Genomic DNA, 14,006 nt, shown 5'->3' on the forward strand with positions numbered 1-14,006 from the left:
ACAACAGCGGTCGCGTCCCGGAGTTCATTCCGTGGGCAGGAACACGCAGGGCCCGACGGGGCGCAAGACGCGCCCGTCGGGCCCACCGGGGCGCGGTGTCAGCGCATCGCGGCGGCGAGGCGCTCGTCGTGCAGGCGCTCCCCCCAGGAGGGGGCGAGCGGGGCCACCTGGCCCACACGCCAGCGCAGCAGGAGGTCGGCCAGCTGCGGGTTGCGCGGCAGGGCAGGGCCGTGCAGGTAGGTGCCCAGCACCTGGCCCTGGTAGGCGCCCTCGGTGCGGTCGTCGTTGCCGATGCCGCGGACCGTGGTGGACAGCGGCCGGGCCGAGGGGCCGATGGCCGTGCGGCCCTGGTGGTTCTCGAAGCCGGTGATCCGGCCCACGCCCAGGGCCGGGTCCACGTCCGCGACGATCTCGCCGACCGCGCGGGTCTGGCCGCGGCCGCTGCGGATGTCGAGGATGCCCACGCCGGGGAGCGGGTTGGCCTCGTCGTCGCCGTAGGTCTCGCCAATGATCTGGTACCCGGCGCACACCGCGAAGACGCAGGCGCCGCGGGCGGCGGCGCGGGCCAGGCCTCCGTCGGCGCGCAGGCGCTCGGCGGCCAGGATCTGGGGCCGGTCCTCGCCGCCGCCGAGCAGGTAGATGTCGCCCTGCTCGGGGACGGAGTCGCTGGAGTGGACGTGCACGATCTCGGTGGGGATGCCGCGCAGTTCGGCGCGGCGCTTGAGGATCAGGACGTTGCCCTGGTCCCCGTAGGTGCTCAGCAGGTCGGGGTAGATCCACACGATCCGCAGGGCGCTGGTGTTCGTCATGGGTTTCTCCCTACTGGACGCGGCCGTACGCCGTGCGGATCTGCTGGAAGGCGGTGTAGTTGGCGATGAGGTCGACCTTGGTGATGCCCGGCTGGTCGGCCTTGATGCGGCCCAGGACCTCGTCGACCCGGTCGGCCACCTCGAACCGCACGCCGTCGGTCTCCAGGCGCAGCGCGAGGTCGGTGCGGCGCTCGCCCATGACGAACACGCGGCGCCCGCGCAGGACGGTGTAGTCCACGTCCCACAGCCAGGAGGTGTCCTTGCCGTCGGGGACCTGCGCGTTGACCGAGAGGATCACCGGGGTGTGGGGCGGGTCGAGGACCGCGAAGGACTCCAGCCACCCGGCGGGGTTCTTGGAGAGCAGCAGCCGCACCTCGACGCCCATGGTCACCACGGAGGTGTAGCGGCCCGCGACGGAGGTGATCTCGCGCAGCCGCTCCACGGTGCGCTCGGGGTGGATGCCGTACCCGGCGGCGGTGGCCGCGGCGATCGCGGCGTTGGAGCGGTTGGCGTCACCGGGCAGGTTCAGCCGCAGCCTGATGCTCTGGCCCTCGGGGGTGAGGAGGGAGTCGGTGGCGTTGTCCACCGCCCAGGTGGTCGCGGGGCGGGCCAGTCCGCACTCGGGGCAGGCCCAGTGCGGGTCCACGTCGCGCTTGAGGTGGCCGCCGCACTCGGGGCAGCACCAGGAGTCCTCCTTCCAGCGCTGTCCCGCGGACACCCAGGTGGCGTTGGGCGCGCCCAGACCCGCCCAGGCCACGAGCGGGTCGTCGGCGTTGGCGATGACGTGGGCGTTGCTCTTGCCCAGCGCGATGCGCCACTTCTTGGCGAGCAGGTTGATCTCGGAGGCGCGGTCCATCTGGTCGCGGCTGAGGTTCATCAGCACCACGAAAGCGGGCTGCGTGGCGAGCAGCACCTGCGGGAGGTACTTCTCGTCCACCTCCAGCACGCCGTTGACGGCGGACTGGTTGTTCGACAGCGCCGTGATGTGCCCGGTGGGCATGTTCGCGCCGTGCTCGTTGGTGGCCACGTCGCCGAACTCGCGCAGGGCGTGCGAGATGAGCCTGGTGGTGGTGGTCTTGCCGTTGGTGGCGCTGACCAGGGCGAGCCTGCGGCCCCGGGCGAGCTTGGCGAGCAGGTCGGGTTCGACCTTGAGCGCCACCCGGCCGCCGATGACGGAGCCGTCTCCGCGTCCGGTGGCACGGGACAGGCTGGCCGCGCTCCTTCCCAGAACCGATGCCAGTTGGGCGCGCAGGGGAAGCTCGCTCATCTACTCTCCAGTAAGTGCTGACCGCCCGCGCCGTTCGCTCCTGGGAGGCGGCGGGCGGTGTGTCGGGCCAAGCCTAGTGTCCACCCGGGGTCAGACCCGCCAGTCCAACCTCTCGGGCGGCGGCCCCAGGTTGGGCGGCACCCCGTCGTCCACGGCCCCCGTCGGCGCTGGGGAGCCGTCCGCGGCGGCGGTGCCGTCGGGTGTGTCGGTCGGGGCGTGGGGATCCGCGGTCGGACCCCGGGGTCGGCCGCCTCCGGTACCGCGCCCCCTCGCGGCCAGGGCGCCACCGCCTCCAACGCCCGGTGCGTCGCCGGTGTTCCGGGAGTCGTCCACCGTGGCGAGTGTGGCTGTGGACAGGGTGAGGATACCCGGGTTGGTGTCGGCCAGCACGGGACCGTCGGCGGTCAGGACCACGGCGGCCGTGGCGGGGAGCCCGCGCAGCGAATCGGTGTCCAGGCCGCAGGGGCGTCCGGGGGCCGCGCCGTCGTCCCCGGTGGCGGCGGTCCCGCCGGTTCCGGCCTCCTGGAGGGTGGCCCGCCCCCATGCGGTGGCGGATCTCACATGGCGGACGAGGTCCAGGGGTGCGATCGCCGCCGCGGCGTTGCGGATCACCGCGCCGGACTCGGTGTGCGGGGAGGGGAAGAACCGGTCGTCGGCCTCCACCTCGGCGTCGGGGTCCTCCGGCTCGCCCGTGGCCGCGCCGCCCACGGCCCCGCCCACCGCCTCGGTGAGGCTGTGCACCCGCAGCCCGCCGGGGTCGTGTCCGGCGACACCGGGCGCCGAGGCCACGGCGCGTTCGACGGCCTCCGCCGACTCCCCGTTCTGACGCATCACCACCGGCAGGCAGGTGGGGTCGGCGAACCGGGCGAGCGCGGCGGGGGCGGCCGTGCGGAACATCAGGACGACCTCCACCCCGCCCTCGGCCGCCGCGGCGAGGACCTGGTCGACCTCCCCCTCGGGGAGGGACTCGGCGCCGCAGACCACGACGGTGCGGGTGCGGTCCGGGCGCACGCGGGGGCGTCTGCCGTCGGCGTTCCTGGGTTCGGGGGCCTCCAGCAGCTCGCTGAGCGCGGACACGGCGTAGGTGCCGTAGACGCGCGCGGCGGTCTCACCGGAGGCCCGGTCGGTGGAGATGATCTTGACCTGCGCGTAGTCGTTGTCGTCCGCCCGGGTACCGACGGCCTCGAAGGGGCTCAGGCGGCGCTCCAGCTCCCAGGCCCGCTCCCCGATGTGCGGTCCGTCGGCGCAGCGCTCGCGCACCCGGGCCCGCTGCCCCGGCGTGAGCAGGGCGAGCGCGGGGTCGTCCTCGGCGGCGTCCTCCTCTGGGGTGAGCAGGGCGCGCAGGCCGCCGATGAGTTCGGCGATCCCCGCGTGCGGCCCCAGGACCTCCAGGAGACGGAGCAGCAGCGTCTCGTCGGCGTCGGCCTCCGCGGTGCCGCCGGAGGCGGACGCAACCGCGGAGAGGATGCGCGCGCGCTGTCCCGCGTCCAGATTGGTGCCCAGCGTCATCCGGGGCAGGTCGGCGGGGAGCACCCACCGGCGCGGGGCCACGGCGCAGCGGCGGGCCAGCCGGACGAGTTCGCGGGCCACGGAGTGCCCGGTGAGGTCGACCACGGTCAGGTCGCCGCCCTCGCGCAGGCGGGAGACCCCGACGGTGGCCAGCAGCGCCGACCATCCGGCGTCGTCCCCGCCCACCACGACCACGGCGCCCCTGTCGGCGGGGACGGTCACCCCGTACCAGAGCGGCTGCGCCTCGTAGGCCCGCGAGGCCGCCTGCCACTCGGTGTACCTGCGGGCGTGCTCGTGCTGTTGTTCGCGCAGGACCCGGTCGCGCTCGTCGCGTTCGGCGGCTAGGCGCTCCCTGGCCCTGTGCAGCCGGTCGGCGACGACCTGGCGGCTCTGCACGAGGGCGAAGGCGATGGGCGCGGCGATGGCGGCGCAGGCGAACACGCCGCCGAGGGCGAAGCTGCCGGGGAGGATGCGCAGGGTCCACAGCAGCGGCAGCAGCAGGGTGAGGAGGAGGAGTCCGGCCAGGGCCAAGTAGAGGGGCCGGTTGGTCTGGGCCTCGCTGTCGCGCTGGGCGGCGATCCACTCCTCGCTGACGGTCTCGGCGTCGGCCGGGGTCGGCCGCCGCGGGGCCGGTCCGGGAGGCGGCAGGAGCACGGCGTGCCGCCAGCCGACATAGGTACGTCCGGCCTCTCCTCGGGACGCTCCTCCCGAACGGGGGTTGGGCACCGTCCGAACACCTCCTGACCGGCCGTCGCGGGGGGCGGCCGGGGACTCGGTCACGCGGGGCTCCGGCCCGGGCCGGAGTGTGGGCGGAATGCCGTCACCCGCCCGCCGCGCTTGTCACGGCCCCGCCGGAACCGGTCACGGGCACGGGAGGGTGCCGGTGGGCGCGGGTGGAAGGCCGTCGATCTCAGTCAAGCAGCAGCGCGCACCGCTTTCCAGCCCCGCCCCGGACCTGTGGAAAACGCGTCGCGAACCCCGTGGAGGCCGAGGGGCCGCGCGCCCCGGTTCCCGCTCCCAGGGACCGCGCCCGTTTCGAAGCCGGTGGCGAGGCACCGCCGTGTCAGCGCCTCCCCCGGGGGCAGAGGAAGGGGGACAGAAGAAGAGAGGACGCCCCCTTTCCGAGGAGTGACCCCCCATTCCCGCACCGCTGCTGTCCATACTCCTGCTCGTCGCGGCCTTGGTCTTCCTGGTCTGCATGTGCGCCTGTGTGTACCTGGGGACCAGATGGAACCGCCGCCGCGGTCGCCCCCGCTGGCCCGGCTCCGTCACCGATGACGCAGAGAGCATTCGTGTGCGTGGGCTGTCACGGCAGGCCCGCCGACGGGCAGACCGCGCCATACGCCGAGGCGAGACAGTGGGTGAGCCGGAATCCGCCGCGGCTGTGTGCCTGCGGGCTCGCACCCGCCGACGGGCGGTGGAGAACCCCTGGATGGCGGCAGCCCAAACGAGCAACCTGCTGATGCTCGGGTGCCTCATGGTCGGCCAGAGCGCCCTGAACACGCTGCCCTTTGCCCCCGGGATCGCCGCCCTGTGCCTGGTGCTGGCGCTCTTCGTGCAGCTGCACCGGCTGTGGATACTGCGGCGCACCGCCGTCGCCGTCGAGCTCAACCTCCCCCTCGCGGAGAAGGACCGGGAGGAGACCTCCGGCTGAGGGTCCCGGGACCGCGCGCCGAGGGTCGCACGGACGGTGCGCGCCCGCTCCCGGCACCGGTGGCGAGGCACCGCCGTGTCAGCGCCTCCCCCCAGGGGCAGGGGAAGGGGGACAGAAGAAGAGAGGACGCCCCCTTTCCGAGGAGTGACCCCCATTCCCGAGGTCTACCTGTACGCAGCACTTCTCGCCCTCATGGTCGTCGGCCTGGCGATGTTGATCGCGTCCGCGGTCATGAGCCGCCGGTGGCGCCGCCGCAACGGACGCCCGCTCTGGCCGCCCTCCGCCTCGTCCGCGGAGGACGGAATGTGGTCCAGGGCGGACCGGGAGCAGCGGCGCAGGGTCAAAAGAGCGGTGCGGCGGGGGCACGCGGTGGACGACCCGCGCACGGCCCGGCTCGTGTGCCACCGGGCGCGCGCCGAACACCGGCGCTGGGAGAACCCGTGGGAGACGGTCACCCTGTGCTTGGTCATGGCGATCCAGTTGCCGAACATGCTCAGATGGGCGTCGGACGAAGGCGCCCCGGTGGCCATGCGCGTGCTGTTCGCCCTGTTTGTGGTGGTGCTCGTCCCCTACCTGCTGGGCGTGGTGCCCTACCGCCTCCTGCGCCTGCGGCGCACCGCCGTCGCCGTCGAGCTCAACCTCCCCCTCGCGGAGAAGGACCGGGAGGGGACCCCGGGCTGAGGGGCCCGGAGAACGGATTCCCGAGATGGACGGGGCCCGCAACGGCGCGGGGCGCCGGTGCCGAACGGTCTCCCGTCGGCACCGGCGCCCCGTGTACGCCTGAGGTCGCCCGGCCCGGCCGTCTAGGCCTGCACCTGGAGGTCGATGACCTTGCCCACCTCGGCCTGCACCGTGTACTCGCCGGTGAAGCCCTTCGAGGCGAGGACGCGCACCTTCCAGGAGCCGTCGGCGGCGAAGAAGCGGAACGTGCCCTCCTCGCCGGTGGCCACCTCTCCGACGAAGTCGTCGGAGTCGTTCAGCAGGCGGGCGTAGGCCCCGCTCAGCGGCTGTCCGTCACGGGTGACCGTGCCCTGGATGACCGCCTGGTTCCCGGCGTCGACGTCGGCGAGGGCGACCCCGCCGACCGGCGCTCCGCAGCTGTCGCTCACTTGGCCTCGGCCTCCCCCAGCTCGACCGGGACGCCCACGAGGGAGCCGTACTCGGTCCACGAGCCGTCGTAGTTCTTGACGTTCTCCAGGCCCAGGATCTCGTGCAGGGCGAACCAGGTGTGCGAGGAGCGCTCGCCGATCCGGCAGTAGGCGATGATGTCCTTGTCCAGGTCCACGCCCGCGCCGGTGTAGAGCTCGCGCAGCTCGTCGGCGGTCTTGAAGGTGCCGTCCTCGTTGGCCGTCTTGGCCCACGGGATGTTGCGCGCGGTCGGGATGTGGCCCGGGCGCTGCGAGGTCTCCTGCGGCAGGTGCGCGGGAGCCAGCAGCTTGCCGGTGAACTCGTCGGGCGAGCGGACGTCGACCAGGTCCTTGGTGCCGATGGCCTGCACGACCTCGTCGCGGAAGGCGCGGATGGAGGCGTCCTGCTCCTGGGCGGTGTACTGGGTGGCGGCCCGCTCGGGGACGTCCTTGACGAGCTCGCGGGAGTCGAGCTCCCACTTCTTGCGGCCGCCGTCCAGCAGGCGGACGTTGGCGTGGCCGTAGAGCTTGAAGTACCAGTACGCGTAGGCGGCGAACCAGTTGTTGTTGCCGCCGTACAGGATGACCTGGTCGTCGTTGCCGATGCCCTTGGCGGACAGCAGCTTCTCGAAACCGGTGCGGTCCACGAAGTCGCGGCGGACGGGGTCCTGGAGGTCCGTCTTCCAGTCGATCTTGACGGCGCCGGGGATGTGGCCCTTGTCGTACGCGGACGTGTCCTCGTCGACCTCGACCAGGACCACGTCGGCGTCGTCCAGGTGAGCCTCCACCCAGTCGGCGTCCACGAGGACGTCGGAGCGGCTCATGGGGAACCTCCTGTGTTTCTTGTGCGGTGTCGCGTGTGCGGATCGGTGCTCCCGGGGGCTGCCGTCCCGGGAGCGGGGGATGCGGAAAGTCTGCGAAGCGGTGCGCGGTTACCGGTTCCGGCGCGGGCCGGGGCCGCCGGACGCGCTCCGGGAAGTCGGGGCACGGCGGATTCCGGGCGTACGGGGAACGCGGACAGCGGGCTGCGAAGCGGGTGCCGGACCCTCCCTGCCACCGCGTCCGCGCAGGACGGAGCACGGCGGCCGGGGACGCGAAGGTCAGCGGCTGCCGGGGCTACGGCTGTTACGGAAGTGGTCAGGGCAGGCGCGAGGCACTGCCCGTGAGGGTCGACCCGCATGTGTGCTGTCCCCAGATGCGTACACGGAAAACCAGAACCAGTCGCACGGAGGGGGCGTGGGCTCCGGGGCCCGTCCGCCCTAGGGACACAGACAGAGCGCGGCGGCGACGCGGCAGAAGTCCACTGCCCGTCGCTTCGTCAGATACGCGCTCGTCAAGGAGGTCACACCGAAGACGCTACAGGCCGTGTTACACGTTTGTCACTGGTGGGCTGGATCACAAAGAGGTCGTTCTCGCGGGTGGGGCGTCCGGAGGGAAACGGTTCAGAGGACGGCCGCGCCGATCGCGGCGATCACGTCCGCCTTGCGGGGCTGGCCCCCCGCTCGGCGCACCACGCGGCCGGAGGCGTCCAGGACCAGGACGGTGGGGGTGCCCGTGACGTCCAGGCGACGGACGAGGTCGAGGCGGGACTCGGCGTCCACCTCCACGTGTGCGACGCCGTCGACCATGGCCGCGACCTCGTCGAGGACGCGCCGAGTGGCCCGGCAGGGCTGGCAGAAGGCGGTGGAGAACTGCACGAGGGTGGCCCGCTGCCCCAACGGGGCGCCGACCTCCTCCGCGGTGAGCACGTCGCCCGCCGCGTCCGTGTCCTGTCGCGCCATGGCGCTTCCCCTCCCCCTGCGTGTCCTCGTTCTTCTCCGGTTCTGCGGCTGCCGCTCCCGGTACGCGGGCCGCCCGTCGGCCCGGCTCTGTCCGCGCGCCCCGTGACGGAACGGCGCGGACCGCGCGGCCGGTGGCGGGCGCGCGTTCCGGCCCCCGCGGCCGTACCGTCCGGGAAGAACCGCGACGGCGCCGCCGCGGGGCGGCCGGAGCCGGCGTCAGACCGCGTCGGCGCCCATGAGCGGAACGTCCGATCCGGTACCGGTGACCCGCAGGCCGCTGGAGGTGGCCTCCATCTCGGTGACGGTCAGGCCGAACGGCAGCTGCGGGGCCTGGGCGCTGAAGGTGAGCATGGTCGCGGCCATGCCGCTGAGGTCGACGGGGGCGTCGCCCACCTGGACGTCGACGGGGGTGACGGTCACGGTGTCGCCCTCGACGGAGAACTCGCCGCCCGCGTTGACGGAGGTGCTGATGCCGAACTCGGGGAAGGCCAGCTCACCGCTGATACGGGGCTCGCCGCCCTCGGTCGTGATGGTGATGCCCTCGGGGAGGTAGGCGTTGAAGAAGGAGTAGGGGACGGTGAAGGAGCCGTCCAGCTGCCCCGCCACCACCGTCGGCTGGTTGAGCAGGTCGGCGGGGGGCGCGTCGACCTCGATGGCGGTGACGTCGATCTGCTCGACGGTGATGCTGTCCATGGTGGCCGAGGCGGCGGTGATGTTGACCTCGGAGTAGGTGCCGCTGACGGCCTGCGGCAGGAAGGCCCACCCCTCGATGGACACCTCCGGCTCCTCGGCCATCTGGAGCCGCTGGGCCAGCTGGCTCGCGACCATGTTCTGCGCGAAGCCGCGTGCCCCGATGTCGGCCGCAACCACTGCGACCGCCAGGAGGATCAGGAGAACGACGAGAAACTTACGCATCGGAGATCCCAGCACACTTTCTTTCGTTCCGGCGCGCTCTCGGCTGGTTCGTCCCGCCGGTCGTGGTCACACGCCATCGGCGCCCGACGGGCGCCGGTCATGGAAACCTGTCGGAAAGGCTACTTCACCACAGGTTGGACGCCCGGGGCCTTCCACCGGTTTGTCCCGGATGGACGACTAGACCGGTTCGAGACATCTCGCGGGGCGGAAACGAGGCGCTGCGGCCCCGTTGACGGGTCCTGCGGGCTCTGCTCAGCGGGGCATCAGCATGGCGGCGAGGCCGTCGCTGGCCGCCGCGCCCGCGAGGGAGAGTTCGATCACGTTGGTGGCGACCACGTGCTGGGGGCTGAGGCGGGCGAACTCCAGGACGTGCGGCTGCTGCTCGTGCTCCTCCTGCGCCAGCTCGTCGCGGTACATCGCGTAGACGATGCGCTGGAGCGGCGCGCTGGGCACCGTGTGGCAGGCGAACAGCAGGGTGTCCGGCTCGCTGTGGGAGACCTGGGCGACGAGGGCGTCGGCGATGCGGTCGAAACCCGGGCCCTGCTGGTCGGCGAGGGTGTAGATGGTGATGACGCCGCGCAGCTTGCTGGGCGGTGCCTGGCGGACCGGGGGGCCGTCGTAGTAGTCGTCGTAGGGGTCGGCTTGGCGACGCTTGCGGCGCACGGGCTCCTCCGGGAGATCGTCGTCGGGGTCCGCGCCCCCGTCGTCGTAGTCGTCGTAGTAGTCGTCATCGTCGTCGTAGGGGTCGCGGCGCGGGCGCGCGGCCATGGCGACGGCCCCCCACAGCGCGGCGACGGCGCCGAGCATCAGCAGCGGCCCCCCGAAGCCGAGGCCGAAGCGGCCGACCACGACGGACAGCAGCGCGGCCAGGCCGACCAGCCCCAGCACCGTCAGATCGGTGCGGCGGTGGTCGGAGGCGCGCCGGGCGACCGCGACGAGCGCGGAGACGAGGAAGACCGCGACGAGGACCTGCGTGAGGTTGACGAGCGAGCGCGGAATGAGGTCGTAGTGGTCGCCCATGGCGGGGTAGGAGGCGTCGAAGCGGGTGCCCACCCGGTCGACGGACAGCACCACCAGGGGGACGATGGTGAACGCGCTGAGGAACAGCCGCGAGGTGAACCGACCGCGGGGCGAGCGGACGCCGTACTCCAGCGCACCCCAGGCCATGTAGAGCGGGCCCAGGAGGCTGATGCCGATATGCAGCAGCCGGAAGGTGGCCCCGCCGAAGTCGAACATCGCGCCGATCACGCCCGCGCTGAGGCCGATCGTCGTACCCAGTGCGGCGATGAGCCATCCGACCGCGGCCACACTGGGACGGCGTTGGGCGTACGCGGCGAGCGCGGCGGTGGCGCTCCAGCCCACCAACGCGCTTATGAATGCCAGTCCTACCGTCACCATCCCGACAATGATGCTGCACGTTAGCGGGTGGATGTGCACTCGATGCAGATTCGCGGGGCCAGTGTGGGTGACGATCCTGCAGAGTGGAGGCCACAACGGGGATTTACACTGTGACCTTCATCACCAGGTTTGCCGCCGCATCCCAGCGGCCCCACCCTGCCCGCGGGTGGCCGTAGGCTCGCACTACGCGGGGAGCGCCGCCCCGACACCGGAAGGGCCGCTTCCCCCACCCAAGCCAGGAGAGAACCGTGTCACACGACGCCGTGTCCCCGAACGCGCGCGGGGCCGCCTTCTTCGACGTGGACAACACCCTGATGCGGGGTGCGTCGATCTACCACTTCGCCCGGGGCCTGGCCTCCCGGGACCTGTTCACCACCCGCGACCTGATGCGGTTCGCGTGGGGGCAGACGGTGTTCCGGGTGACCGGCAGCGAGCAGCCCGAGCACATCAACGCCGCGCGCGAGGCCGCGCTGGCGTTCGTGGCCGGACACGACGTGAGCGACCTCGTCGCGCTCTGCGAGGAGATCTACGACGACACCATGGCCGACCGGATCTGGGAGGGCACCCGGGCGCTCGTCCAGGGGCACCTGGACGCGGGTCGGCCGGTGTGGCTGGTGACCGCGACACCGGTGGAGCTGGCGCAGATCATCCGGCGGCGGCTGGGCCTGACCGGCGCGCTGGGCACCGAGGCCGAGTGCGTCGACGGCGTGTACACGGGGCGGTTGAACGGGGACCTGCTGCACGGTCCGGCCAAGGCCGTGGCCGTGCGCGCCCTCGCCCGCCGGGAGGGGTGGGACCTGGCCTCCTGCTCCGCCTACAGCGACTCCTCCAACGACCTGCCGCTGCTGTCCCTGGTGGGGCGCCCGCACGCGGTCAACCCGGACACCGACCTGCGCAGGTACGCCCGCTCGCACGGGTGGCCGGTGCACGACTTCCGGCGGCACCGGAACGCGCTGCGGGTGGCCGTCCCGGCCGCCGTGGGCGCCGTGGCCGGTGCCGTGGCGCTGCGCGCGGTCAGACAGAGACGGACCGGCTGAGCCGGGCGGACCGGAGGCCGGTGGAGCCGGGAGGCTGGAGAAGCCGGACGGACAGGGGAACCGGGTGGGCTGAGGAGCCGGGCGACCCGGTGGCCGTGGACCGGTGGAACCGGACGGGCGGGGCGCCCGCGCCGTCGGGAGGGCCGCCGCACGGGATCGGGCCCGGGACCGGAGTTGTCCACAGGTCACGCGTGGGCGTGGCGCCGACGGGTGACCGGCTGGTGCAATGGAACAAGGGGGCCCAGGGGCCCGAAACACCTCATGCTGCCCACAAAGCCCTCAGATGCACTTTCCGGGCGTTCCACACCGCGGGCCGCACCAGGGGCCGACCGGAGATCCCTCAGCGCCCCAGCGTGGCCCTGGCGAGGGCGAGCACGTGGACGGGCCGCAGACCGCCTCCGCGCGAGGACGTGCCGCGACGGCTGCCCGCGTAGGTCTCGAAGGCCTCCGCCGAGCTGTAGGCGGGCGACCACTCCAGCACCCGCTCCAGGGAGTCGGTGTGCATGCCCGAGGTGTTCAGGCCCGCGCGCACGGCGCGGGAGGTGCTGGAACTCGCGTAGTCGATCCGGCCGTGCTTGGCCAGACCGCGCAGTACCCGCAGGCCGCGCGCCGGGACGGGGAGCCGCTGGCCGCCGACGCGGCGCAGGCAGTGCGAGAGGCGGACCGAGTCCTCGCCCGCCACGTCGAAGAACCCGGTGCCGTCGCTGAGCGCCATGCGCACCAGCGCCTCGGCGCCGTCGTCCTCGTGCAGGAACTGCACGTCGGGGTCGCTGCCGAGCACGGTGGGCACGAACCGCGAGTCCAGGTAACGCGTGAGCGGGGTGCTCACCGAGGGGCCGATGAGGTTGGCGAAGCGCAGGACGGCCACCGACAGGTCGGGGCGTCGGCGCTGGAGGCCGCGGGTGTGCCGCTCGACCTCGGCCGCGTCGTCGGCGTCCAGGGTGGCGCTGGACCGCACCACCAGGCGCCGGACGGTGGTGGAGCGCTGGGCCGCGCCGAGCACCCGCATGGTGCCCAGGACGTTGTCCTCGCGGTTGGGACGGCCAGCGGTGTCCAGGCCCAGGTGCAGGACGAGGTCGGCGCCGGAGTCGGCGACGATCCTGTCCAGGCTCCCGTCGTGCAGGTCGACATGGGCGTACTCGACGCCCGGCTCGTCCGTGGGCGGTGGCGAGGAGTCGGCACCGATCACCCGGCGGACCCCGGGCTCCTCGCTCAGGGTCTGCGCGACCCTGGCGGCCAGGGGTGTGGAAACCCCGGTGACGAGTACGACACGAACCATGGCGACACGTTCCTTGGGAGGAGACGGGAGCTGTTCCGGCAGGCCCGCGGACCGTTCACCCGGGGGGTGAACCGGCGACCGCGACCCGTGAGACACAACAGCGCCTCACCCAGAAAATTCCATTGCTCCGGCAAAGGCCGGGCAAGGACGGCGGTGTCTCCGCGTCCGGGGCGTGCCTGGAGCGCGCCCGCGCCCGCGGAGAGACGACGTTCGCCGCTACCGGTCCTACTTCTTGTTGCGACGCGCGACACGCGTGCGCTTGAGCAGCTTGCGGTGCTTCTTCTTCGCCATCCGCTTGCGGCGCTTCTTGATGACGGAACCCATGGGATCACCTTCTCGCTGACGGAGGTTACGGACATGCCGCACCGCTGGGCGGTGGAAACCGGCAAGGGGCTCGGATGCGGTCACCGGAGCCGTTCGGACACCTGCGTGCCCGGGGCCCCGATCGGCCGGTGCGACCGGGGTGGCGTCCCCCGGGTCCGGCGCTGGAGAGCGCGCACCTACCGCACCCGAAGGCCCAGCTTACCGTTACGGGTGCGCGCTCCGGGTCACGCCCCGGGAAGTGCGGGCTCGTCCTTGTACAGGACGGCGGCGGGCTCCGCGTAGCTGACGCTGGTCAGCCGCTGGTCGCTGAAGGTCAGCGACGTCACGCTCGCCAGGTTGCACTCGCGCAGGTCGGGACGGTGCCAGAGGCGTTTGCCCTCGGCCGCGCGGCGGGTCATCCAGATCGGCAGCTGGTGGCTGACGCACACGGCCTCGCGGCCCCACGCCGCCCGGCGGGCGACCTTGACGGCCTCCACCATGCGCGCGACGATCTCGGAGTAGGGCTCGCCCCAGGACGGCAGGAACGGGTTGTACACCCGGCTGAACACGCGGGGATCGCGCACCGACCGCCGCGACAGGCTCATTCCCTCGAACTTGTTGGCCGCCTCGATGAGCCGGTCGTCCAGGGTGACGGGCAGGTCCGTCGCCTTCTGGAGCGGCACGGCGGTCTCCTGGGTGCGGTCCAGCGGCGAGGAGAACAGCGCCGCGATGTCGTGGCCCTCGAACCACTCCGCGGTCATCTCCGCCATCTGCTGGCCCCGGTCGCTGAGGTGGAAGCCGGGGAGCCTTCCGTAGAGCACCTTGCCGGGGTTGTACACCTCTCCGTGTCGCAGCAGGTGCACGACGGTGGTCGTCGTCATCGTGTGTGTCTTTCCTTCGGGGTCGTGGGCGTCGGGGCTGTACCGG

At 72.7% G+C, this 14,006-nt stretch carries 15 protein-coding genes; 3 read left to right on the forward strand and 12 right to left on the reverse strand.

What is annotated here, in order from left to right; all coding sequences use genetic code 11:
- Positions 1-98: 98 nt before the first annotated feature.
- The 3 genes from AC0VX6_RS26130 to AC0VX6_RS26140 form a co-directional block, all read right to left on the reverse strand.
- Entirely contained in the window at positions 99-809 is a 711-nt protein-coding gene (locus tag AC0VX6_RS26130) for a type 1 glutamine amidotransferase (protein WP_013155343.1), read from the reverse strand.
- A gap of 10 nt (positions 810-819) precedes the next feature.
- Positions 820-2,076 (reverse strand): MurT ligase domain-containing protein, encoded by a 1,257-nt coding sequence (locus tag AC0VX6_RS26135; RefSeq protein ID WP_248772350.1) that lies wholly within the window; start codon positions 2,074-2,076, stop codon positions 820-822.
- Positions 2,077-2,166: 90 nt separating this feature from the next.
- Positions 2,167-4,311: a hypothetical protein gene (locus AC0VX6_RS26140; protein WP_475466589.1), complete on the reverse strand. Its 2,145-nt coding sequence runs from the start codon at positions 4,309-4,311 to the stop codon at positions 2,167-2,169.
- 706 nt (positions 4,312-5,017) lie between these two features.
- Between AC0VX6_RS26140 and AC0VX6_RS26145 the strand changes: the two genes are divergently transcribed.
- On the forward strand, positions 5,018-5,239 hold the full coding sequence (locus AC0VX6_RS26145; protein WP_274975102.1) for a hypothetical protein: 222 nt from the start codon (positions 5,018-5,020) through the stop codon (positions 5,237-5,239).
- Positions 5,240-5,383: 144 nt separating this feature from the next.
- Positions 5,384-5,920, forward strand: coding sequence for a hypothetical protein (locus AC0VX6_RS26150; protein WP_475466590.1), 537 nt, complete (start codon positions 5,384-5,386; stop codon positions 5,918-5,920).
- Positions 5,921-6,042: 122 nt separating this feature from the next.
- On the opposite strand, the gene AC0VX6_RS26155 is transcribed toward AC0VX6_RS26150, so the two are convergent.
- From AC0VX6_RS26155 to AC0VX6_RS26180, 6 genes are all read right to left on the reverse strand, one after another.
- Positions 6,043-6,348, reverse strand: a complete 306-nt coding sequence (locus tag AC0VX6_RS26155; RefSeq protein ID WP_017563751.1) for a DUF1416 domain-containing protein — start codon at positions 6,346-6,348, stop codon at positions 6,043-6,045.
- A complete protein-coding gene (locus AC0VX6_RS26160; RefSeq protein ID WP_274975104.1) occupies positions 6,345-7,190 on the reverse strand; it encodes a sulfurtransferase in 846 nt (281 codons plus the stop codon). The genes AC0VX6_RS26155 and AC0VX6_RS26160 overlap by 4 nt, the downstream gene beginning before the upstream one ends.
- Before the next feature lie 435 nt (positions 7,191-7,625).
- On the reverse strand, positions 7,626-7,712 hold the full coding sequence (locus tag AC0VX6_RS26165) for a putative leader peptide (RefSeq protein ID WP_352983320.1): 87 nt from the start codon (positions 7,710-7,712) through the stop codon (positions 7,626-7,628).
- A 96-nt stretch (positions 7,713-7,808) separates the two neighbouring features.
- Positions 7,809-8,147: a TlpA family protein disulfide reductase gene (locus tag AC0VX6_RS26170; RefSeq protein ID WP_475466592.1), complete on the reverse strand. Its 339-nt coding sequence runs from the start codon at positions 8,145-8,147 to the stop codon at positions 7,809-7,811.
- A 216-nt stretch (positions 8,148-8,363) separates the two neighbouring features.
- Positions 8,364-9,062, reverse strand: a complete 699-nt coding sequence (locus AC0VX6_RS26175) for an LmeA family phospholipid-binding protein (protein ID WP_475466593.1) — start codon at positions 9,060-9,062, stop codon at positions 8,364-8,366.
- 252 nt (positions 9,063-9,314) lie between these two features.
- Positions 9,315-10,460: a putative quinol monooxygenase gene (locus tag AC0VX6_RS26180; RefSeq protein WP_475466594.1), complete on the reverse strand. Its 1,146-nt coding sequence runs from the start codon at positions 10,458-10,460 to the stop codon at positions 9,315-9,317.
- Positions 10,461-10,708: 248 nt separating this feature from the next.
- Between AC0VX6_RS26180 and AC0VX6_RS26185 the strand changes: the two genes are divergently transcribed.
- Entirely contained in the window at positions 10,709-11,497 is a 789-nt protein-coding gene (locus AC0VX6_RS26185; protein WP_274975108.1) for an HAD family hydrolase, read from the forward strand.
- 340 nt (positions 11,498-11,837) lie between these two features.
- Here AC0VX6_RS26185 and AC0VX6_RS26190 read toward each other — a convergent pair whose 3' ends face one another.
- From AC0VX6_RS26190 to AC0VX6_RS26200, 3 genes are all read right to left on the reverse strand, one after another.
- Positions 11,838-12,776: an NAD-dependent epimerase/dehydratase family protein gene (locus tag AC0VX6_RS26190; RefSeq protein WP_274975109.1), complete on the reverse strand. Its 939-nt coding sequence runs from the start codon at positions 12,774-12,776 to the stop codon at positions 11,838-11,840.
- A 225-nt stretch (positions 12,777-13,001) separates the two neighbouring features.
- Positions 13,002-13,100, reverse strand: a complete 99-nt coding sequence (locus tag AC0VX6_RS26195) for a 30S ribosomal protein bS22 (RefSeq protein ID WP_013155353.1) — start codon at positions 13,098-13,100, stop codon at positions 13,002-13,004.
- Positions 13,101-13,324: 224 nt separating this feature from the next.
- Positions 13,325-13,960 (reverse strand): histidine phosphatase family protein, encoded by a 636-nt coding sequence (locus tag AC0VX6_RS26200; RefSeq protein ID WP_248772357.1) that lies wholly within the window; start codon positions 13,958-13,960, stop codon positions 13,325-13,327.
- Between the last annotated feature and the right edge of the window lie 46 nt (positions 13,961-14,006).

Source organism: Nocardiopsis sp. iso_25 (assembly GCF_056173305.1).

Coding starts and splice junctions, on each gene's coding strand:
- AC0VX6_RS26130 (WP_013155343.1), bottom strand. CDS start 809: ATGACGAACACCAGCGCCCTGCGGATCGTGTGGATCTACCCCGACCTG.
- AC0VX6_RS26135 (WP_248772350.1), bottom strand. CDS start 2,076: ATGAGCGAGCTTCCCCTGCGCGCCCAACTGGCATCGGTTCTGGGAAGG.
- AC0VX6_RS26145 (WP_274975102.1), top strand. CDS start 5,018: ATGGCGGCAGCCCAAACGAGCAACCTGCTGATGCTCGGGTGCCTCATG.
- AC0VX6_RS26160 (WP_274975104.1), bottom strand. CDS start 7,190: ATGAGCCGCTCCGACGTCCTCGTGGACGCCGACTGGGTGGAGGCTCAC.
- AC0VX6_RS26170 (WP_475466592.1), bottom strand. CDS start 8,147: ATGGCGCGACAGGACACGGACGCGGCGGGCGACGTGCTCACCGCGGAG.
- AC0VX6_RS26175 (WP_475466593.1), bottom strand. CDS start 9,062: ATGCGTAAGTTTCTCGTCGTTCTCCTGATCCTCCTGGCGGTCGCAGTG.
- AC0VX6_RS26180 (WP_475466594.1), bottom strand. CDS start 10,460: ATGGTGACGGTAGGACTGGCATTCATAAGCGCGTTGGTGGGCTGGAGC.
- AC0VX6_RS26190 (WP_274975109.1), bottom strand. CDS start 12,776: ATGGTTCGTGTCGTACTCGTCACCGGGGTTTCCACACCCCTGGCCGCC.
- AC0VX6_RS26195 (WP_013155353.1), bottom strand. CDS start 13,100: ATGGGTTCCGTCATCAAGAAGCGCCGCAAGCGGATGGCGAAGAAGAAG.
- AC0VX6_RS26200 (WP_248772357.1), bottom strand. CDS start 13,960: ATGACGACGACCACCGTCGTGCACCTGCTGCGACACGGAGAGGTGTAC.